The following is an 18,874-nucleotide window of genomic DNA, read 5'->3' on the forward strand; positions in this document are numbered from 1 at the left end:
ACGCTCGGTGGCTGACCCTATATCTGGTGCTGAAACGCTAGGAATTCAACCCCCATCGCCCAAGACACCGCCTCATTGGCGCTGAGCAAGCTCCATTACCAAGCTTGCCAAACGCTGGCGCTGCTCCTTATCCAACTTTTGCCCGGCGCGCTCCTGCGCCAGCAACGCCGTGTACTCCTCTTGAGGAGAACGCTGGCGCTGAACGTACTGCAAGTGTTCCACCAATCCCTTCAGCTCTGCTTCCCGATCTGCCTTGGGAATCAACAGCTCGCGCTTGGCGAAAGCCGCCAAGGCCTGCCCCTGCTGGCTGCCTTGAAAATGCGCCAACACCACTTGTGGGCTGCGGTAGCGCCCTGCATTGAGCAACTCAATCAGCTCGCGGCATAGCGGCGCATCGTCATCTTCCGGCAACCACTCCAAATGATCAGGGAGCGTGGCCACCAGGTTGGGCTCATGCAATAACAGCTGCACGATACGCCCAACCGGGGAGAGCGCCTGAGAACGTGAGCGCGATGAGCGGGCTGGCGCTGCCAAAACAGCGCCGTTGTTCATGGCGGATGAGGCCGATTCGGACTCCAACTGCTCTACCGGCTCCTGCGAAACATCACCTTGGGTGACGGATCGCTGCGACGCCTGGGAACGCTTTTCGAGCAGCACTTTCAACTGCTCTTGCGCCAGCCCACTACGCTTTGCCAATGACTCCAGCAGTAGCGATTTGAGCATGCCTTCAGGCACTTTGTTCAATGCTTCGAGCACCTGACTGGCAAACCGCTCGCGCCCTTCCACGGTATTCAAGTCGCGCCCTTGGGCCGCCTGTTCGAATAGAAACTCCGACAGAGGCATGGCACAGGTCACGCGATCCTGAAATGCCTGGGTGCCTTCACGGCGCACCAGGGTGTCCGGGTCATCACCTTCGGGCAGAAACAGAAAGCGCGCTTCACGGCCATCAATCATTTGCGGCAGTGCGGTTTCCAATGCCCGGCTAGCCGCCTGCCTCCCGGCACGATCACCGTCGAAACAGAACACTACGCGACTCACCAGTCGAAACAGGCGGGTCAAATGGTCTTCCGTGGTGGCGGTACCCAGCGTCGCCACAGCGTTATGAATACCGTATTGCGCCAGCGCCACCACATCCATATAGCCTTCGACCATGATCAACTGCTCAAGCTTGTTCGAGGCTTGGCGCGCCTCATACAAGCCGTAAAGCTCACGACCTTTATGGAATACGGGCGTTTCCGGCGAGTTGAGATATTTGGGCTGATCATCGCCCATCACTCGACCACCAAAGGCAATCGTACGACCGCGCAAATCGCGAATGGGGAACATTACCCGATCACGAAAACGGTCGTAGGTACGCCCGGTATCCTCACGATGAATCAGCAGGCCATACTCCACCTGCACTGGTTCACCGATACCACGCTCGCTGAGATGCTGTTTTAGCGCCTCCCAACCCGCCGGGGCATAGCCAATGCCATAGGTCTTGATCACCTCGTCCGAGAGCCCACGGCCCGACAAATAGCGTTGGGCAGGCTGGCCCTCCTGCATCTTTAATCGCTCGCGATAAAAACTGGCGGCGAGTTCGAGCAGGTTAACGCCCTCTTTGCGCTTCTTTTCACGCTGCTGGGCACGCGGGTCATCAGCGCCTTCACGCGGCACTTCAATACCCAGGCGACCGGCCAACTGCTCTACCGCCTCAGGAAACGGTAGTTTGTCGTACTCCATCAAGAAGCGTAGTGCATTACCATTAGCTCCGCAGCCAAAGCAGTGATAAAACTGCTTATCAGCACTGACGGTAAACGATGGGGTTTTCTCTTGATGGAAGGGACACAGCCCAGAGTAGTTACGGCCAGCCTTTTTAAGCTGCACGCGCTCACCAACCACCTCGACCACGTCAACGCGGCCTAACAGATCATCAATGAAACGCTGTGGAATTTGGCCTGCCATGAACTACGGGCATCCTCGCGCAAAGCGCTAACTTTCGAGACTGTTTTCAAAACCAGTTTTTTAAGACACTGCTTAAAGTCATCAGACCCATTGCCAGATCAGGTCATCATAAACAACGACGGTCTTTAGCAACGACGGTCTTGAAGGACAGCCTTGAAAAACGATAGCTTTGAAGAACAACAGTCAAAAACAAACGGCCACCTAGTGGCGGCCGCTTGGCATCCCTCTTGAGACGACCAGCTAACTGCTCTGGCCCCCTCGGGTACGGATCAATAGAGCCGTTCGAAACGCTTTTGCTCACGCTGAACTTTCTTAGCGTGGCGTTTTACGGCAGCTGCCGCTTTGCGTTTACGCTCAGCAGTCGGCTTCTCATAGTGCTCGCGGCGGCGTACTTCAGAAAGAACACCGGCTTTTTCGCAAGAACGCTTGAAGCGACGCAGGGCGACGTCAAACGGCTCGTTATCACGTACTTTTACAGAAGGCATTAAGCACTCACCTACCTTAAGGAGTCTTGAGTTCGGATAGTACGTACACTGCGATATTACATTTAGAACGCGGTGTACGACCCAGTTTTACAGCGCACAGTAGTTTAGTCGCCGTTGGCTATCTTTGCAAATGCTTACGCTGACCCAGGACGACAATGCTAGACTAGTGCTCTTGTGTTTTTCACCTTTACATCTTTTGAATAGCCTTTGAGAGGCCCTTTTTATGCGAGTTCTGGGCATTGAAACATCCTGCGACGAAACGGGTGTCGCGCTTTACGACACCTCGTCAACCGGCGGCAAGGGGCTACTTGCCGATGCGCTGTATAGCCAAATCGCCATGCATGCAGAATTTGGCGGCGTAGTGCCCGAACTCGCCTCTCGCGATCACACCCGCAAACTGCTGCCGCTGATCGAGCAAGTGCTCGGCGACGCCAAGCTAACGCGCCGCGACCTGGATGGCATCACTTACACCGCAGGCCCCGGCTTAGTCGGCGCATTAATGGTGGGTGCCAGTACCGCCCATGGCATGGCACGGGCCTTGAACATCCCCGTGCTCGGCGTACACCATATGGAAGGCCATTTACTGGCACCGATGCTGGAAGACGAGCCACCCGAGTTCCCTTTCGTGGCGCTGCTGGTCTCCGGCGGCCATACCCAGCTCGTCGAAGTTCAGGGGCTGGGTCGCTATCAACTGCTCGGCGAATCGGTGGATGACGCGGCTGGTGAAGCGTTTGATAAAGCTGCCAAGATGCTCGGACTGGCCTACCCAGGCGGCCCTCAGGTCGCCAAGCTGGCGGAACAGGGTGACCCCAAGCGCTTTCGCTTCCCGCGCCCCATGACCGACCGGCCAGGGCTAGACTTCAGTTTTTCGGGCCTAAAAACCCACACCATGACGGCCATTCGCCAGTTGGAAACAGCCGACGAATTCGACGCCCAGGCCCGCGCCGACGTTGCCCGCGCCTTTGAAGAGGCCGTTGTCGATACGCTGGTGATTAAGTGCCGTCGAGCGCTGGATCAAACCGGCTTGAAGCGCTTAGTGGTGGCGGGCGGAGTCAGCGCCAACCATCGCCTGCGCGAACGACTGCAGACTGAGTGCGAAAAACGCCAAGCCCGCGCCTACTACCCGCGCGGGCGATTCTGTACCGACAATGGCGCCATGATTGCCTATGTGGGTGCTCAACGCCTGGCAGCGGGAGAGTGCGACACTTCTGGCATGATGCAGGCGACGCCCCGCTGGCCTCTCGATCAGTTGATACCGCCTGTCTCACCCTAAGAACCACGAAACGGTGGCTCCTCACCGCGTCGCAGTCGGCGAATATTAAGCCCGTGACGTGCCAGCACCAGCAGGCTGAATCCACCCACCACCATGACGTACTCCGGCGCCAGCCAGCCGCAGGCCAGCGGCGCCACGAGAGCACTCACTAGCGACGCCAGCGCAGCTGTTTTTAATCGCCACGCTAGCAGCGCCCATATCGATGCACTCAGTAACGCCACCTGAGGCACTAATACCAACAACACACCGAAGGCACTGGCGACCGCTTTACCGCCACGAAAGCCATGCCACAGTGGAAAGCTGTGGCCTAGCAATACTGCCAATCCCACAAGCCCCTGCAGCCAGACCGGATAGCCCATCAGCTTGGCACCCAAAACAGCAGGCATGGCTTTTAAGGCGTCTAACAGCAGGGTGGCTGCCGCTAAGCGGGGGCCATATAGGCGCAGTACGTTGGAAAAGCCGGGATTAAATGAACCGTGTTGACGGGGGTCGCCCACACCCGCCAGGCGGCAAACGCTCAGCGCTGCCAGCCAACTGCCACTTAAATAACCCACCACTATCCATACCATGGCGCCATGCTCGCTTTGTGGCCCGATATACTGTCGTTTAGCCCCATCCTAACGTACAATCGCCCGCTTGTTACCGTAGGGGGAAGCTGGATGGATCGCATTTTGATTGAAGCGTTAAGCGTCGATACCGTGATTGGTGTCTACGACTGGGAGCGCTCGATTCAACAGTCGCTAAGCTTAGACTTGGTGTTAGCGACCGACATTCGCTCGGCGGCAGCCACTGACGATCTGCGCCTTACCCTGGATTACGCTGCTATCTGCCAGCGCATTCAGCAGTTTGCCGATGCCCATCAGTTCGCCCTGGTAGAGACCTTTGCCGAACGGCTCGCTGAATGCCTGCGTACAGATTTCCCCATCACTTGGCTGCGCTTAACGGTACGTAAACCGGGCGCGGTTGCCAACGCCGTTAGCGTCGGCCTGGAAATCACCCGCGGCAACCTGCCGGAGGCAACCCAGGAGATCAGCGCATGAACCTGGTGACCGTCAGCTTAGGCAGCAATATTCACCCTACTCGGCATATTCGCTGCTGCCTGGATGCGCTTGCTGATACCTTCGGCCCCCTGCAGATCTCCCGTGTGTTTGAAAGCGAGCCGGTCGGTTTCGCTGACAGCCGCAATTTCTATAACCTGGTGGTGGCGTTTCACAGCGCTTGGACACCCGGCGAACTTCAGGCGTGGGGGAAGCAGCTGGAAATAGAGCATGGCCGCCTGCCTGGTCTTGCCAAATTTAGCCCCCGCGCACTGGATATCGACTTGCTCACCGTGGGCAGCCTCTGCGGCACGATTGATGAAGTCGCCTTACCACGCAGCGAAATTACCCATAATGCGTTTGTTTTGCAGCCGCTCGCCGAGTTGCTGCCCGAGCAGCGCCACCCCCGCTGCGGCACGCCCTATGCCGCACTATGGAGCGCCTTTGAGCTTGGTAGCCAACGCCTTTGGGCGGTGGATTTCAGCTGGCGCGGCCGCTGGATCTCCCAAGCTGACGAACAGCCCCTGCTGGCGGCGGCACGCCGGTAAATTACTTGGCTAGCGCCGCCTCCACGGCCTGCCCCCGGCGCTCTCGCAAGGCCTCACCCAGCGCCGCCCCTTGATACCCCTCGGCTATCAGTGCTTGAGGGCTTACCGCCCGAGCAGCTTTCCAGGCGTTTTCAAGCGGGCCAATCAGCTCAGGTGCCAGCACCTTGACTAACGCCAGTTGCCCCTCGACCTGCTCTGGCTTACGCCAACCATCCAAACGCTCCAGCCAACGTAGCACGCCGGGGCTCTCTAATGCGTCGGAAGGCAGCGCATGGTTTATTAGCGAATGGTTTATTAAAGAATAGGTAAGCGCGGTATGGCGAGCTAATTGGGCAACGGCATTGGGCAGTTTGAGCCGTTCAGACAAGACATCGCGCTGCTCATCGCTTAGCGGCGATACCAGCTGCGCATGGCGCCAATGAGCCAATGCGAACATGTCGCTATCAGGCACCTGAGCCATCGCTGCCAACCCCTTCACTAACGCTTCGCCCGCCAATTCTGGCCACCAGACGTTGAGCGCATCGCAACGTTCAAGGGTGGTGAAATAGACCTCCGGGCTTGGCTCACCCAGCGCTTTTTCCGTTTCGACCCACACCCGCTCGGCGGCCAGGTGCTCAAGTTCGCCGCTGTGGCTCACCTTACGCATTAGTGCCTGGGTTTCAGGGGCAATGGTGAAGCCCAGTGACGCATAGCGGGCCAGAAAACGTGCGGTACGCAGCACTCGCAGCGGGTCTTCGCTAAACGCCGCGGAGATATGCCGCAACACGCGCCGTTCGATATCGCCTTGACCATTAAACGGATCGGTTAATTCGCCCTCAGTACTCTGGGCAATGGCATTAATGGTTAAATCACGCCGCAATAGATCCTCTTCCAGGCTGACATCGGGGCTGGCATGCACTTCAAACCCGCCATAGCCGTGGCCAGACTTGCGTTCGGTGCGGGCCAGGGCGTATTCCTCAGCGGTTTCGGGATGCAGAAAAACTGGAAAGTCGCGCCCCACGGGCTTAAATCCGCGCTTGCGCATGGCATCTGGCGTAGTGCCCACCACGACCCAGTCATTGTCATATACCGGCCAGCCGAGTAACTCATCGCGCACGGCGCCGCCTACCCGATACACGTTCAAGCCTGCTAAGCGGGGATCACTGTTTGTCTCTTTCACTGTCTTCACTGTCGTTTTTCCTGCTGAAGGCTAGCTACACTGGTTCGCTCGCCGCTGTCCAGATTGAGCGCGGTTAGACGTCCGCCCCACACGCAGCCCGTATCCAACGCCTCAACGGGTACCCGCGCCTGGGGGGTATTCCCCTCCAGCGCCGCCCAGTGGCCGAAGAGTAGGCGGGTGTCATCGTCACGCGGGTATTGAAACCAGGGCAGAAAGCCCTTTGGGGCACTGTCCAATCCCTCTTTGGCCGCAAAGTCCAAACGGCCCTGGGCATCAATAAAGCGCATCCGAGTCAGCACATTGACAGTCAGGCGCAGCCGATCCATGCCGTCTAAATCATCGTGCCAGCTATCCGGCTGGTTACCAAACAGTTGGGTTAAAAACTCACCGGATGCCTCACTCCCTAGCGCCATCTGCACTTCGCGCCCTAAAGATTCGGTCTGGGCTACGCTCCATTGGGGAAGCAGCCCCGCGTGGGTCATTAACGTACTGTTTTCAAACACGCTAAGCGGTTGGCTCTGCAGCCAATCCAGCAGCGCTTCGCGATCAGGCGCGCCAAGAATATCGCTCAAGGTATCGTTTTTTTTCAGCTTGCCGCCCCCGCGCGCTACGACCAGCAAATGAAAATCGTGGTTGCCCAATACGCTGCGTGCCGAGCTACCCAGTGCGCGCACTTCTCGCAGACACTCCAATGAACCAGGCCCACGATTAATCAAATCGCCCACCAGCCATAGCGTATCCCGCGCGGGGTTGAAGCTAAGCTTTTCAAGAAGGGCTACAAATTCGGCGTGACAGCCGTGCAGATCGCCGATCGCATAGGTGCTCATGCACGAGGCCTTTTTAATAAAATGAGTAGGCTAAATACTACCACTTCACCGACATCCTATGCCTGTCGCTGGTGGCTTATGTTGATGATTAGCACTGGTGAAAAGTACAAACCTGGATCACTATAAAAAGTACGCTTTGGCGCTCTTGAGCTTCTCGCTAGCTTAACCACTCAATCGAGTAGCCACCTCGCAACAACTGTTAAGGAAAACGGTACGCTTATGACAATGGATTACTCTCGACGCGGGCTATTGCGAGCGGCAACGCTGGCAGGTCTTGGCGCACTTATACTCCCCGGCACAACGCTTCTTCCAGCCGCACGAGCCACCACTCCCAAGCTTGACCCACCGCCCGCTGCGGTGACGGTTAATGGTTGGCTCCTGCGCAGCAGTGACCGCTGATGTATATCGCTTTTGAGGACATTAGCGAACACAGCCATGCAGTGGATGTCTGCATTATCGGCGCGGGTGCGGCGGGCATTTCCATGGCCGTTACCCTGGCGGAGCGGGGCCACCGCGTACTGCTCTGCGAAGGTGGCGATGCGGACTACAGCGAACGCTCCCAGGAGTGCTACCGGGGCGAAGTCGTCGGCGACCCTTATATTCCCCTTTATGGCGCTCGCCTGCGCTATTTGGGCGGGTCGACCAACCACTGGGGTGGCATCTGCCGACCACTCGATCGCTATGACTTTACCGCCAAAAGTGCTGCCAGTGAGACGGCCTGGCCTATTGGCCGGGATGCGTTATCGCCCTACTACCGCGCCGCGGCCAGCGTGCTCGACTTGGCGCCTACGCCTGCTGATCAGCCGATCACGGATTCTGGGCTCAAGCGCATCTATTTCTCACTGGGCCACCCGACGCGTCTGAAGGAGAAATATGCCACCACGCTAAGCGAATCGAACACGTTGGAGTGCTGCCTAACGGCCAACTTGGTGGCGCTGGAAAGCCAGAATGGCAAAGTCACCGGCGCTATCTTCAAAAACTACCAAGGCGATTACCGAAAGGTTCAGGCGCGCTACTTTGTGCTGGCCTGTGGCGGCATCGAAAACTCGCGCTTGCTGCTGTGGTGCAACCAACAGTTAAATGGCCAGCTTATACCTCAAGCCGACACCCTAGGGCATTACTGGATGGAGCACCCCCACGCCACGGTGGGTCAGGCGCTAATTTTTGAGCCAGCGGCACTGGGGCTGGACGAGGATTACAACGTGTTCCTCTCCCCCACCGCTCAATCCATCAGCTCACGCCAAATACTGAATTGTGGGCTGCGCTTGCACCGCATGAACGCTGAAGCCACCCAGGAACTGATTGACGAGCTCGCGGATCAGGCCCCCACGCTGGCGGGACGACTGCGTGTCTGGCAGGCCCAGGGACGGGTGATACACGGCGCGGTACTCAGAGCCGCCTGGGAGCAAGAGCCGCGCTTTGACAATCGCATAGAGTTAAGCGAAGAGCTGGATGATCTGGACGTACCCCGCAGCCGATTGGTGTGGCAGCAGTCCGAGCTGGATCGCCATACGATCCGCGAGAGCATGCTGCTATTAGGGGAGTATCTGCGCGACCACGAGGTGGGAAGGCTGCAAATGGCTGACTGGCTGGCCGATACGCCGGTACAACTGCCTACCGAGGGCGAGTTGGCTGGCCGTCACCATATGGGCGGCACGCGTATGAGTCTTAATGCCGAGGAAGGCATTGTTAACCCCGACTGCCGACTGTTTGCCCAGGATAACTTCTATGTGGCGGGTTCCAGCGTTTTTGCCAGCGCCGGGCACGCCAACCCGACGTTAACGCTAGTACAGCTGGCCCTGCGGCTTTGCGATCACCTGGAGAGCAGGCTAACCCAAACTGTCTAATGGAGCTGAAGCGGTACGGCTAACCTAAAAGGAGTAATGGCTACCTCAAAAACACGCTGAGTAGAGGTATCCAACAGCGTATAGGCACCCTCCATCACCCCCACCGGGGTTTGCAGAATGGCGCGACTGGTGTAACGAAAACTCTGGCCGGGGCCAATTAGCGGCTGTTGGCCGACGACGCCTTTGCCGCGGACTTCCTGGCAGTCGCCGCTGCCCTGGGTGATTTTCCAGTAGCGCGCCATCAGCTGAACGCTATGGGGGCTCTGATTGTGGACAGTCACGGTGTAGCTAAACACATAGCGCGACTCTCCATCGTTAGACTCATCAGCGCGATAGCTAGGGACGACGCTCACTTTGATTGCTAGGCCACTCACGTTTGGCTGCCCCGCTCACCGCTTGCCTGCTCATCGGCGGCGACACGGTTGGCAATCGCCACGTACTCCGCCACGGTCAACGTTTGCGGACGGCGGATGGGGTCAATGCCCAGATCTTCCAGGGTGTCGGCACTCACCCGCCCTTTGAAGTTATTGCGCAGCGTTTTGCGCCGCTGACCAAAGGCGAGCTTCACCAGCTCAAACAGCATCGCTGGGTCATCCGCCGTATGGGGCAGCGTTTCATGGGGGGTTAAGCGCACAATGGCGGAGTCGACTTTGGGTCGTGGCACAAAGGCTTCCGGCGGCACGATAAACAGCTGTTCGACCTGGCAGTAGTACTGAGCCATAACCGACAGACGCCCCCAATCAGCACCGCCGGGTTCTGCGGCTAAGCGTTCAACCACCTCTTTTTGCAGCATAAAGTGCATATCTTGTATGGCACTTCCTGCAGCCAGCAGATGTATTATCAGTGGTGTGGAGATGTTGTAGGGTAGGTTGCCTACCACGCGTAGCGCGGGCCCATCGCCTTTCAGCGCAGCAAAATCGAACTTCAGTGCGTCGCCTTCATGAATCACAAAATCGGGATAGTTGAAAAACTGTACCCGCAAACCGGGAATCAGATCGCGGTCGAGTTCGATCACCTCCAAGTGCCCCGCGGCTTCCAGCAACGGCTCGGTCAGCGCCCCCTGGCCTGGGCCAATTTCGACGAGGCGATCCGTCGAGCGCGGGCCAACGGCGCGAACGATCCGCGAGATAATGCCAAGGTCGCGTAAAAAATTCTGACCAAAGCGTTTACGAGCGCGGTGTTGGGGCACAGTAGACATCAAACGGTGTTCCTTGGGGTGCGGATTCAATCGGGAGTATGTAGTAGCCAGCACTGTTGCAACTGGTCGTCTGCTTGCATCAGTACCAGAGTAGGTTTCCGCGAGGGCGCTGTGAACCCGTCCTTGGGCGCTACTTTTCCCATCTGACCGCCATGGATGGCGGAAATGCCGGAATTGTCAGGAACATTTTCCGGCCCTGGAAAAAGACCCTCGCTGCAACCTACCCTGGCACCGGATTAAATTTCAGCCGCAGACAGCCGCCTTGCGGCTAAACGGCGCGCAAGGGCGATAGCGACGTTTAGGCTGCCGGGATCTGCCACGCCTTTGCCTGCCAGATCCAGCGCGGTGCCATGGTCGACCGAAGTGCGTACCAATGGCAAGCCCAGAGTAATGTTAGCGGCCTGACCAAAGCCTGCGTATTTTAACACCGCTAAACCCTGGTCGTGGTACATCGCCAGCACCGCATCGACACCAGCCAAATGCCTGGGGGTAAACAGTGTGTCGGCGGGCAAGGGGCCAAGTATATCCATTCCCTCAGCGCGCAGTGCATCAAGGGCGGGAATAATAACATCCAGCTCCTCGCGCCCCAGGTGACCATCTTCACCGGCGTGGGGATTCAAGCCACATACCGCAATACGTGGCTGGGCAATCCCAAACTGGCGCTGTAAATCAGCCGCAAGCAGTCGGCTAATACGGGTTACCCGCTCAAAGGTGATGGCGTCGGCAACATTGCGCAGCGGCAAATGGGTGGTCACCAGCGCCACACGCAGATCGCCGCCACCCTGCCAGCTTGGTGACGCAGCATGCAGCGCCGTATCGGTGGCGAGCATCATTACCACCTCATCGACGCCGCAGGCATCGCGCAACCACTCAGTGTGGCCGGTAAAGGCTGGGTGACCACCTTCGATGATGACGCCTTTATGAAGTGGCGCCGTAACCATAGCGGCCGCCTGACCTTTTTGGCAGGCATCCACCGCCAGCGCCAAGGTAGCCAGCACATAGTCAGCGTTGGCCGGATTGAGAACGCCCGGCGTGGCCGGTTGGTTCAGCGCAACCGGCCAGACCGGCAAACCATGGGGGCTACTTGGGTACTCGCCAGGCGAACACTCAATCACCGTGACACCTAGTCCCAGCGCTGCTGCACGCTGGCGCAGCATATCCGGGTCGCCAATCGCTACTGTACCCGCGGGGAGGATGCCCTGGGCCGCTAGCAACAGCATTAGCTCGGGGCCAATGCCCGCCGGCTCGCCGGTGGTCACTACTACCGGCAGCTCGCTATCGGAAGATAAAGTGCCCGCTACCATTCCCACTACCATTAGAGTCGAATATCAACAAAGGCCTGGGAGCGAATCTCTTGTTGCCATGTCTCTAACTCTTCGTTCGCGCGACGCTGGAAGATCGCCTGGCGCACCTGCTCACGCTGGCTCTCTTGGGTAACGTTTTGACGACGGCGCTCTTCCACCTCAATCACGTGGTAGCCAAACTGAGAGCGAACCGGCTGAGATATCTGGTTAACATCCAGGTCGCGCATCGCCTCTTCAAAGGCGGGTACGGTTTGCCCTGGGCGAACCCAGCCCAGCTCGCCGCCGTTGAGGGCAGTGCCACTGTCGTCGCTCATCTCACGCGCCACCGAAGCAAAATCCTCGCCTTGTGAAAGGCGCTGACGTACCTCTTCTGCTCGCGCGCGGGCCTGGTTTTCATCGCGATTAGGGGTCAGTGCAATCAGCACGTGGCGGGCACGGGTCTCTTCAATAAAGTTCTGCTCGCCGGACTGGCCGGGCTGCTGGTTTAGAAAGCGCTCAACGTCGCGATCGCTGACCGATACGCGGTTGCTAATTTGGCGCTGCTGCACCTGACGCATCAGCATTTCGCGGCGAATATCTTCGCGCACGCTGGCCAGCGTCATACCATCAGCTTCCACGGCATCGGCAAACTGGTCAAGCGTCATGCCATTGGATTCGGCAATCGAGCGCACTTGCCCATTGAGCTCGGTATCATCGACGCTCAAGTTGGCATCTTTCGCCATCTGCAGTTGAATCTCTTCCATTACCATGCGCTCAAGCACCTGACGCTCCAATTGGGAGCGCGGAGGGAGATTACCACCCTGGGCCTGCGCCTGCTGCTCGATTTGCGTCATGCGATCATCTAACTCGCTGCGCATAATCACATCGTTATTGACCACGGCCACGACGCTGTCCAGCACTTGGCGCTGGGTGGACTGGAAGTTCTGCGCCTGAAGGGCTAGCGGGGCCAATGCAAGGCCTGCGCCTACACACAAAGCGAGCAGGCTACCAGCCGATAGCTGTTTCATACGGCCTAGCAGGGGCTTTCTCATTTTCATAACAAACGTCTCTTTCATTAGCCATTCGATGGAAGTCATTTACAGGGCAGTCGGACGATAGCCAGGAATGGTCTGTTCAAAATAGCTATCCGCATCCTGGCCAACGCCGCCTAAGCCACGGAATACGAAGCGTAAAAATAGCCCGCGATCATTAAAGTCATCATTAATGGGTGCGGTGTCATTGTCATCTACCCATTCGCGCCACACCAACTGCAGACCGTAACAGCAGTTGTTCCACTGCACGCCTGCCAATTGCTCCAGTGAGCGTTCATTGGTTTGATCGTGCAGGTAGCGGCCAATCAAATCAATGTTGGTGCTGGCTTTCCAGGCAAATGAGAGATCCCACTCTTCGCGGTTATAGTCGCGAAAGCCGTTATCGCCCGGCAATACGCCTGGATCGAACCCTTCGATCTCCCAACGGTAGCCAAGGTTCACTACGTGCCCTTCGGGATGCCGGTAACTAACATCAACACTTGATCGTTCGGTGCGTTCCCGGTGGTCATCGTAGAGCCATTCTGCTCCGCTGCTCCAGCGATCATTAATCTGCCAGTCAAGGCGGGTAACCAGCGGCGAACGATCTCGGGTGGCCTGATAGCGGCTTTCCGGATTGACGCTTGGGTTGTCTTCCGGCCGATCCGGCAGCGTATCGGCATCGCCCTCGCTATCGATACGGCGGTCATCAAAGTAAACGCTCTGACCTACCCCAAACGAGAGCCGGTCACGACCGGAGGCATCTTCCAATAAGCGTGACTGCACGCCGTAAGAGAGCCGGTTGAGATCGCCAACGCGGTCAGTACCGGAAAAGCGCTGCGCTGACCAAAGCTGATCCCAGGAGAAAGCGCGTTCGCGGCTGTCAAAGTCGGGCAGTTCGCTCTGATCGGTGCGCGGCACATAGGCGTAGTTCAAACGCGGCTCTAGGGTTTGGCGGTAGTCCCGCCCACCCAGTGCAAGCTCACGTTCAAAGACGAGCCCACTGTCGATGGAGGTCAGCACAACACTGCGGCTGGGTGAGTCGCTACGCTGTGTATCGCGCTCGCCGTAATCCAGCTCGTAAGCAGTGTTCCATAGCTCGGTACGCGGCTCCAGGTAGCCCCAAGGGCGCTCGAAACGCCAGCCAACCGCAGGCATTAGGTGCAAACGGCTACCGGTGGCCGCTTCGCGCTCCGGCACGCGGCGCTCATCCACGTCGCGCCAAAAATAGGTCGCGTTTGATCGCCACTGGGTATATAGCCCGTTGTCGAACTGCCAGTTGGCATTCGCGCTCAGGCTCGGCAGTTGATAAAAAGGTTTATCGCTATCGCTAAGCGGGTCTTCCAAGCGCTGGAAACCCTGGGCGCGGGCATCCAACTGCCAGCGCTGGCCGCGGTAATCGACCTGGGCCAAACGCTCCATACTGGCGCGCTCGCTCTCGCCAAACTCACCGCCGAAGTCATCGAAATAGCGACCGTCGCTGGCGGCCCCGTAGCGCAGCCGATAATTACTGCGCTCATTTACCCGCCCCGCATGGCGGGCATCCACATACCAGCGATCATCACCCTCAAAGCGATTTTCTCCGCCGCCAGAGCCACCGTTATCACTGTTTAAATAGCCGCCTTCAACGATGCCCGAGCTCTCCTCAAACAGGTAGCGGTATTCACCGTTCATCAACAGCCCGCGGTCACTCATCCAGCGCGGCGTGATCGTCGCATCGTGGTTTGCGGCAATATTCCAATAAAACGGCTGGGCGTAGTCAAAACCGTCCGTTGAAAAGCCAATCGACGGAGACAGCAAGCCTGTATGGCGGCGATCGTCGATGGGAAAGCGCAGCCATGGCCAGTAAAATACCGGCACATCTTTCACTTCCAGGCGCGCATGACGCGCTGTGCCAAAGCCTTCGGCTTGGTTCAAACGAATATCGCTGCTGACCAGTTGCCAGCTATTGGCGCCTGGATCACAGGTGGTGAAGCTTGCGTCTTGCAGGCGGTACTCGCCCTCCCCGGTCTGCTCTAGCTGACTAGCCTGACCGCGCAGATGCTGCTCGTAGAGCACATAGTGGCTGTCACCCAGGGTGGCCCGATCTTCGTTTAGCCGGAGCATCGCCTGTTCGCCACGCACCAAAGCGCGCCCATCGCGGATGGCGATATTACCTTCTGCGTCGACCTGCTGACGGTCAGCGGGTAAAAAGATACGCTCCGCTTCCACTTCTTCATTGCCGCGGCGCAGTACCACATCACCGCGTAGCAATGCTTCGCCATCGGCAGCGTAATCGACTTCCCGGGCCTCCAACGAGACGGTTTCCGGGTTATCTTCCGCTGGCAAGCGGTAGCTGGGCATTACATAGCGGCCCCGGCACAGTTGGTTAGCCGCTTCCTCTTCCCCCCAGGGTTGCCAATCCAACGCTTCAGCGGACATGGTTTGACCCTGAGCCACCGCTGTAAACGAGGCGCCAGCAAGCAAACTGCCCATCAGCGTATGCGCAACCGGCAACGTGCGCGAAAATCGCTTGCCCATGTTCGTTATCCTTGGCATCCAGAATCGGTATTATACAGCCCGCATGATGCCCGACCAGCAAGGAGCTTGCATGTCCTCATATCGGATTAACGCCCTCACCATGTGGGCCGCCCAACAAAACGGTCTCTCTGAGACCGATATTTCGCTTTCATCCGCCGTGGGCGATGCGAGTTTTCGGCGCTATTTTCGCCTAACACTACCCGACGGCACCACCCAGGTGGTCATGGATGCCCCGCCTGAGCAAGAGGACTCCCAGCCGTTTGTAACCATTGCCAAGCGCTGGCGAAGCGCCGGACTGCCGGTACCCAAGGTGCACGCCACCAACCTGGCGGACGGCTTTCTGCTGCTTGAAGACTTGGGTAACACCCCCCTACAGTGTTTGTTTAGCGACGACGCTAGCATACAGGCTTACCATCAGCAGGCTCTCACGCTGATCGCCGAGCTGCAAAATCGCGCAGGCCCTGACTCGCTGCCCGTGTATGATACGGCGTTGTTGGGCCGCGAACTCGACCTGTTTCCCGAGTGGTGTCTCAGCGCTTGGTTAACGCTGCCATCGCCAGAGAGCTGGCACGTTGTTCGTGAGCAGCTTATCCAGCATGCCTTAGCGCAGCCGGTAGTGACTGTGCACCGTGATTTTGATGCCATGAACCTGATGCTGCACGATCAGCGTCTGTTTATGATCGACTTTCAGGACGCCGTGGCTGGCCCGCTCAGCTACGATGTGATCTCGCTGTTACGGGGGCGATACTGCCGCTTTAGCAATGAGCAGTTCGCTGGCTTTGTCGAGGCTTTTTATCACCAGGCCCGCCATGATGGTCGACTGCCCAGCAGTGTCGATTTTGCCACTTTTCTGCTCCAGTGCCACGCGATGGCTGCCCAGCGCTCACTAAAAGTGCTGGGGATTTTCTGCCGCTTAACCCTGCGCGATCAAAAAAGTGGCTATCTCGAGCGCTTACCCCACTTTCTGGATCATCTGGAAGATAGCTTTTCGTTTCTGACCGAGCAGGCTGAGTTCGCTGAGTGGCTCCAACTCACCTTAAGACCTGCCATTATGAAACGACTAGCGGAAATACCGTCATGAAAGCGATGATTTTAGCCGCAGGCCTAGGCAAGCGAATGCGTCCGCTCACCGACCACTGCCCCAAGCCGCTGCTGCCCGTGGCGGGCAAGCCGCTAATCGTGCACCACCTGGCGCGTCTTCGCCAGGCAGGTATTCATGAGGTCGTCATCAATGTCAGCTACCGTGCAGAGCAGATTATCGCAGCGCTCGGCGATGGTGACGCCTATGGACTGCACATTCACTGGAGTCGCGAAACCGAACCGTTGGAAACCGGAGGCGGTATTCAGCAAGCGCTGCCGATGCTTGGCGAGGCGCCGTTTCTGTTGATTAACGGCGATGTTTGGTGCGCAGCGCTCCCCACCCAGCACGCGCTGCAAGGCAATGATCTGGCTCACCTGATGCTGGTGGAAAACCCTTCTCATCACGCCAGTGGGGATTTTGGACTAGCAGGAGGGCGCGTGAATCAAACCAGCACTGAGCGTTTGACCTACTCAGGTATCAGCGTGATTCACCCAGGGCTGCTCGCCGGACAACCCCAGGGCGCCTTTGCCTTGGCGCCACTGCTGAGAACTGCTATCGATAACAACCGGGTAAGCGGCGAGCACTATAAAGGGCATTGGGTCGACGTTGGAACCCCTGAACGACTGTCGGCGCTGGAACGCCAGCTACAGAGCGAAAGGGGTTAGCCTATGCATCCGCACCACTTACGTGAGGCAATCGCCAACACTCCACGGGTAGCGGTCTACGGCACGCTCAAGCAAGGTTTCAACAATGCCCACTGGCTAAACGGAGCCACTCTGCTCGGGAGCGACGTTACTAAAGCGCTCACGCTTTACGATATTGGCCCCTACCCCGGTGCCAAATGGCAGCGGTCAAAAGGGGTGACGATTGAAGTCTATCAGATCAGTATTGACCATCTGGCCCAGCTAGACTGGTTAGAGGACTACCGCATCGATGCGCCGTCAGAGGGTGAGTATGACCGCCAGCAGATAACCACCTGTTTTGGTCTCGCCTGGGTGTATCTTTACAATCCGAGTGTGACAGGTAAAACAGCTATTTATGAGAGTGGCTGGCGCATGCCGAACATTAGCAATGTTCAACAGCGGCGCTGAGAAGAGGCGCGCAGGCCAAGAAATGTTATGCTGCGCGACTTACCTTTCGTCGCCTAGATGAGGAGAGCAACGTGAAAGCACGGGTAAAATGGACAGAAGGCCGCCAATTCGTGGCGGAATCCGGTAGCGGGCACAGCGTTGTGATCGACGGCCCGCCCGACCACGGTGGTCGCAACACAGGGCCTCGCCCAATGGAAATGCTGCTAATGGGCATGGGCAGTTGCACCGCTTTTGATATCTTGAATATTCTTGATAAAGCGCGTGCCAATGTGACCGACTGCGTTGCTGAGCTAGACGCCGAACGCGCCGATGAAGTGCCCGCCGTTTTTACCAAGATCCACGTCCATTTCGTGGTGACCGGTCGCGCGCTGAAAGAGAAGCAGGTGGCCCGCGCGGTTGAGCTCTCCGCTGAAAAATACTGCAGTGCCTCGATCATGCTCGTTAACGGCGGCGTTGAGATCACCCATTCCTTTGAGATTATGGAGGAGGCTCGGACGTGACAGACAATCTCCGACTCCACGGGTTTAACAACCTGACTAGCTCGCTGAGCTTCAACATTTACGATATCTGTTATGCCAAAACCGAAGAGCAGACGGCGGCTTACATCGACTATATCGATGAGCTGTATAACGCCGAACGTTTGACGCAGATTCTTAAAGACGTCACCAATATCATCGGCGCCCATGTGCTCAATATCGCCCGCCAGGACTACGAGCCCCACGGCGCGAGCGTGACGATTTTGATCGCCGAACATGAGCTTGATGAGGCGGCGCCTGAGCAAATTGAGCCAGGTCCCGGCCCGCTACCGGAGACGGTGGTTGGCCACCTGGATAAAAGCCACGTGACGGTGCACAGCTACCCCGAGTCGCACCCCGACAACGGTATTAGCACCTTCCGCCTGGATATTGATGTCTCCACCTGTGGTCATATCAGCCCATTAAAAGCGCTGAACTACCTGATCCACAGCTTCGACTCCGATATCGTCACCATGGATTACCGGGTGCGTGGCTTTACTCGCGATGTGGATGGCAAAAAACTGTTTATCGATCACGGTATTACTTCCATTCAAGACTACCTCGCTGAAGACACCAAGAATGCGTATCAGATGATGGACGTCAACGTGTATCAGGAGAACATGTTCCACACCAAGATGCTGCTCAAAGACTTCGAACTGGATAACTACCTGTTCGGCACGTCGCGTCGCGATATTACCTTTGAAGAAGCCCGGGATATCGAGGGCCGTTTGCGTAAAGAGATGCTGGAAATTTTCTACTCCCGCAATCTGGATTAAGCCCCCAAACTGGACTCAACGCAGCACCGGAACACCAAAAAGCCAGCGAACGCTGGCTTTTTTTCATATCAACTAAATATACTAGCTTATATGTCATTGCGAGGAGCCTGCGACGAAGCAATCTCTACCCGCGGTGGCACTCAAGTCGAGATCGCCGCGCTTCGCTCGCGATGACAGGAAGGGCATTAGGAGCCTGGCTTATCTGTCATTGCGAGGAGCCTGCGACGAAGCAATCTCTACCTACGGTGGGCACTCAAGCCGA

The 18,874-nt window shown here is 57.6% G+C and carries 20 protein-coding genes; 10 read left to right on the forward strand and 10 right to left on the reverse strand.

Translation table 11 applies throughout. From position 1 onward, the window contains the following. Positions 1-72: 72 nt before the first annotated feature. Positions 73-1,944 (reverse strand): DNA primase, encoded by a 1,872-nt coding sequence (gene dnaG / locus E0L35_RS23370; RefSeq protein ID WP_027958017.1) that lies wholly within the window; start codon positions 1,942-1,944, stop codon positions 73-75. Between the two features lie 269 nt (positions 1,945-2,213). After that, the gene (rpsU, locus tag E0L35_RS23375) at positions 2,214-2,429 is read right to left on the reverse strand and encodes a 30S ribosomal protein S21 (protein WP_008956349.1); all 216 of its coding nucleotides are present in this window, start codon (positions 2,427-2,429) and stop codon (positions 2,214-2,216) included. Between the two features lie 223 nt (positions 2,430-2,652). Between rpsU and tsaD the strand changes: the two genes are divergently transcribed. Continuing rightward, positions 2,653-3,702 (forward strand): tRNA (adenosine(37)-N6)-threonylcarbamoyltransferase complex transferase subunit TsaD, encoded by a 1,050-nt coding sequence (gene tsaD / locus E0L35_RS23380; RefSeq protein ID WP_027958018.1) that lies wholly within the window; start codon positions 2,653-2,655, stop codon positions 3,700-3,702. On the opposite strand, the gene plsY is transcribed toward tsaD, so the two are convergent. Beyond that, the gene (gene plsY, locus E0L35_RS23385) at positions 3,699-4,271 is read right to left on the reverse strand and encodes a glycerol-3-phosphate 1-O-acyltransferase PlsY (protein ID WP_022522379.1); all 573 of its coding nucleotides are present in this window, start codon (positions 4,269-4,271) and stop codon (positions 3,699-3,701) included. The genes tsaD and plsY overlap by 4 nt on opposite strands. Before the next feature lie 90 nt (positions 4,272-4,361). On the opposite strand from plsY, the gene folB reads away from it, so the two are divergent. Together folB and folK are read left to right on the forward strand one after the other, a co-directional pair. Next, positions 4,362-4,742, forward strand: a complete 381-nt coding sequence (folB, locus tag E0L35_RS23390) for a dihydroneopterin aldolase (protein WP_022522378.1) — start codon at positions 4,362-4,364, stop codon at positions 4,740-4,742. After that, the gene (gene folK, locus E0L35_RS23395) at positions 4,739-5,287 is read left to right on the forward strand and encodes a 2-amino-4-hydroxy-6-hydroxymethyldihydropteridine diphosphokinase (protein WP_027958019.1); all 549 of its coding nucleotides are present in this window, start codon (positions 4,739-4,741) and stop codon (positions 5,285-5,287) included. The genes folB and folK overlap by 4 nt, the downstream gene beginning before the upstream one ends. A gap of 1 nt (position 5,288) precedes the next feature. Here folK and E0L35_RS23400 read toward each other — a convergent pair whose 3' ends face one another. Further along, positions 5,289-6,446, reverse strand: coding sequence for a polynucleotide adenylyltransferase (locus tag E0L35_RS23400; protein ID WP_027958020.1), 1,158 nt, complete (start codon positions 6,444-6,446; stop codon positions 5,289-5,291). A 5-nt stretch (positions 6,447-6,451) separates the two neighbouring features. Further along, on the reverse strand, positions 6,452-7,273 hold the full coding sequence (locus E0L35_RS23405; RefSeq protein ID WP_027958021.1) for a symmetrical bis(5'-nucleosyl)-tetraphosphatase: 822 nt from the start codon (positions 7,271-7,273) through the stop codon (positions 6,452-6,454). A gap of 219 nt (positions 7,274-7,492) precedes the next feature. On the opposite strand from E0L35_RS23405, the gene E0L35_RS23410 reads away from it, so the two are divergent. Continuing rightward, positions 7,493-7,672: a hypothetical protein gene (locus tag E0L35_RS23410; protein ID WP_081742558.1), complete on the forward strand. Its 180-nt coding sequence runs from the start codon at positions 7,493-7,495 to the stop codon at positions 7,670-7,672. Beyond that, a complete protein-coding gene (locus E0L35_RS23415) occupies positions 7,672-9,120 on the forward strand; it encodes an FAD-dependent oxidoreductase (protein WP_027958022.1) in 1,449 nt (482 codons plus the stop codon). Before E0L35_RS23410 ends, E0L35_RS23415 begins: the two co-directional genes overlap by 1 nt. Here the strand turns inward: E0L35_RS23415 and apaG are convergent. The 5 genes from apaG to E0L35_RS23440 form a co-directional block, all read right to left on the reverse strand. Then, entirely contained in the window at positions 9,117-9,494 is a 378-nt protein-coding gene (gene apaG, locus E0L35_RS23420) for a Co2+/Mg2+ efflux protein ApaG (protein ID WP_022522372.1), read from the reverse strand. The genes E0L35_RS23415 and apaG overlap by 4 nt on opposite strands. Then, on the reverse strand, positions 9,491-10,318 hold the full coding sequence (rsmA, locus tag E0L35_RS23425; protein ID WP_027958023.1) for a 16S rRNA (adenine(1518)-N(6)/adenine(1519)-N(6))-dimethyltransferase RsmA: 828 nt from the start codon (positions 10,316-10,318) through the stop codon (positions 9,491-9,493). Before rsmA ends, apaG begins: the two co-directional genes overlap by 4 nt. A gap of 236 nt (positions 10,319-10,554) precedes the next feature. Beyond that, a complete protein-coding gene (gene pdxA / locus E0L35_RS23430; RefSeq protein WP_035537841.1) occupies positions 10,555-11,622 on the reverse strand; it encodes a 4-hydroxythreonine-4-phosphate dehydrogenase PdxA in 1,068 nt (355 codons plus the stop codon). Between the two features lie 11 nt (positions 11,623-11,633). Next, the gene (locus E0L35_RS23435; RefSeq protein ID WP_027958025.1) at positions 11,634-12,659 is read right to left on the reverse strand and encodes a peptidylprolyl isomerase; all 1,026 of its coding nucleotides are present in this window, start codon (positions 12,657-12,659) and stop codon (positions 11,634-11,636) included. Between the two features lie 39 nt (positions 12,660-12,698). Continuing rightward, the gene (locus tag E0L35_RS23440) at positions 12,699-15,149 is read right to left on the reverse strand and encodes an LPS-assembly protein LptD (RefSeq protein ID WP_027958026.1); all 2,451 of its coding nucleotides are present in this window, start codon (positions 15,147-15,149) and stop codon (positions 12,699-12,701) included. A 70-nt stretch (positions 15,150-15,219) separates the two neighbouring features. Between E0L35_RS23440 and E0L35_RS23445 the strand changes: the two genes are divergently transcribed. The 5 genes from E0L35_RS23445 (at position 15,220) to speD (ending at position 18,612) form a co-directional block, all read left to right on the forward strand. Next, positions 15,220-16,230, forward strand: coding sequence for a phosphotransferase (locus E0L35_RS23445; RefSeq protein WP_022522367.1), 1,011 nt, complete (start codon positions 15,220-15,222; stop codon positions 16,228-16,230). Continuing rightward, positions 16,227-16,895: an N-acetylmuramate alpha-1-phosphate uridylyltransferase MurU gene (gene murU, locus E0L35_RS23450; RefSeq protein ID WP_027958027.1), complete on the forward strand. Its 669-nt coding sequence runs from the start codon at positions 16,227-16,229 to the stop codon at positions 16,893-16,895. The genes E0L35_RS23445 and murU overlap by 4 nt, the downstream gene beginning before the upstream one ends. Positions 16,896-16,898: 3 nt before the next feature. Continuing rightward, positions 16,899-17,321 carry a gamma-glutamylcyclotransferase family protein gene (locus tag E0L35_RS23455; protein WP_027958028.1) on the forward strand — a complete coding sequence of 141 codons (423 nt, stop codon included), beginning with the start codon at positions 16,899-16,901 and terminating at the stop codon, positions 17,319-17,321. Between the two features lie 71 nt (positions 17,322-17,392). Further along, entirely contained in the window at positions 17,393-17,821 is a 429-nt protein-coding gene (locus E0L35_RS23460; protein WP_022522364.1) for an OsmC family protein, read from the forward strand. After that, on the forward strand, positions 17,818-18,612 hold the full coding sequence (gene speD, locus E0L35_RS23465; protein WP_022522363.1) for an adenosylmethionine decarboxylase: 795 nt from the start codon (positions 17,818-17,820) through the stop codon (positions 18,610-18,612). Before E0L35_RS23460 ends, speD begins: the two co-directional genes overlap by 4 nt. Positions 18,613-18,874: the final 262 nt, after the last annotated feature.

This window comes from Halomonas sp. ATBC28, from assembly GCF_005937175.1.
GTDB lineage: Bacteria > Pseudomonadota > Gammaproteobacteria > Pseudomonadales > Halomonadaceae > Vreelandella > Vreelandella titanicae.

Bases quoted from the DNA above. Each gene is read 5' to 3' on its own strand.
- E0L35_RS23415 (WP_027958022.1), top strand. From the start codon at position 7,672: ATGTATATCGCTTTTGAGGACATTAGCGAACACAGCCATGCAGTGGAT.
- tsaD (WP_027958018.1), top strand. From the start codon at position 2,653: ATGCGAGTTCTGGGCATTGAAACATCCTGCGACGAAACGGGTGTCGCG.
- rsmA (WP_027958023.1), bottom strand. From the start codon at position 10,318: ATGTCTACTGTGCCCCAACACCGCGCTCGTAAACGCTTTGGTCAGAAT.
- pdxA (WP_035537841.1), bottom strand. From the start codon at position 11,622: ATGGTAGCGGGCACTTTATCTTCCGATAGCGAGCTGCCGGTAGTAGTG.
- folB (WP_022522378.1), top strand. From the start codon at position 4,362: ATGGATCGCATTTTGATTGAAGCGTTAAGCGTCGATACCGTGATTGGT.
- E0L35_RS23405 (WP_027958021.1), bottom strand. From the start codon at position 7,273: ATGAGCACCTATGCGATCGGCGATCTGCACGGCTGTCACGCCGAATTT.
- E0L35_RS23445 (WP_022522367.1), top strand. From the start codon at position 15,220: ATGTCCTCATATCGGATTAACGCCCTCACCATGTGGGCCGCCCAACAA.
- dnaG (WP_027958017.1), bottom strand. From the start codon at position 1,944: ATGGCAGGCCAAATTCCACAGCGTTTCATTGATGATCTGTTAGGCCGC.
- E0L35_RS23435 (WP_027958025.1), bottom strand. From the start codon at position 12,659: ATGAAAATGAGAAAGCCCCTGCTAGGCCGTATGAAACAGCTATCGGCT.
- E0L35_RS23440 (WP_027958026.1), bottom strand. From the start codon at position 15,149: ATGGGCAAGCGATTTTCGCGCACGTTGCCGGTTGCGCATACGCTGATG.
- E0L35_RS23455 (WP_027958028.1), top strand. From the start codon at position 16,899: ATGCATCCGCACCACTTACGTGAGGCAATCGCCAACACTCCACGGGTA.
- plsY (WP_022522379.1), bottom strand. From the start codon at position 4,271: ATGGTATGGATAGTGGTGGGTTATTTAAGTGGCAGTTGGCTGGCAGCG.
- folK (WP_027958019.1), top strand. From the start codon at position 4,739: ATGAACCTGGTGACCGTCAGCTTAGGCAGCAATATTCACCCTACTCGG.
- murU (WP_027958027.1), top strand. From the start codon at position 16,227: ATGAAAGCGATGATTTTAGCCGCAGGCCTAGGCAAGCGAATGCGTCCG.
- E0L35_RS23410 (WP_081742558.1), top strand. From the start codon at position 7,493: ATGACAATGGATTACTCTCGACGCGGGCTATTGCGAGCGGCAACGCTG.
- rpsU (WP_008956349.1), bottom strand. From the start codon at position 2,429: ATGCCTTCTGTAAAAGTACGTGATAACGAGCCGTTTGACGTCGCCCTG.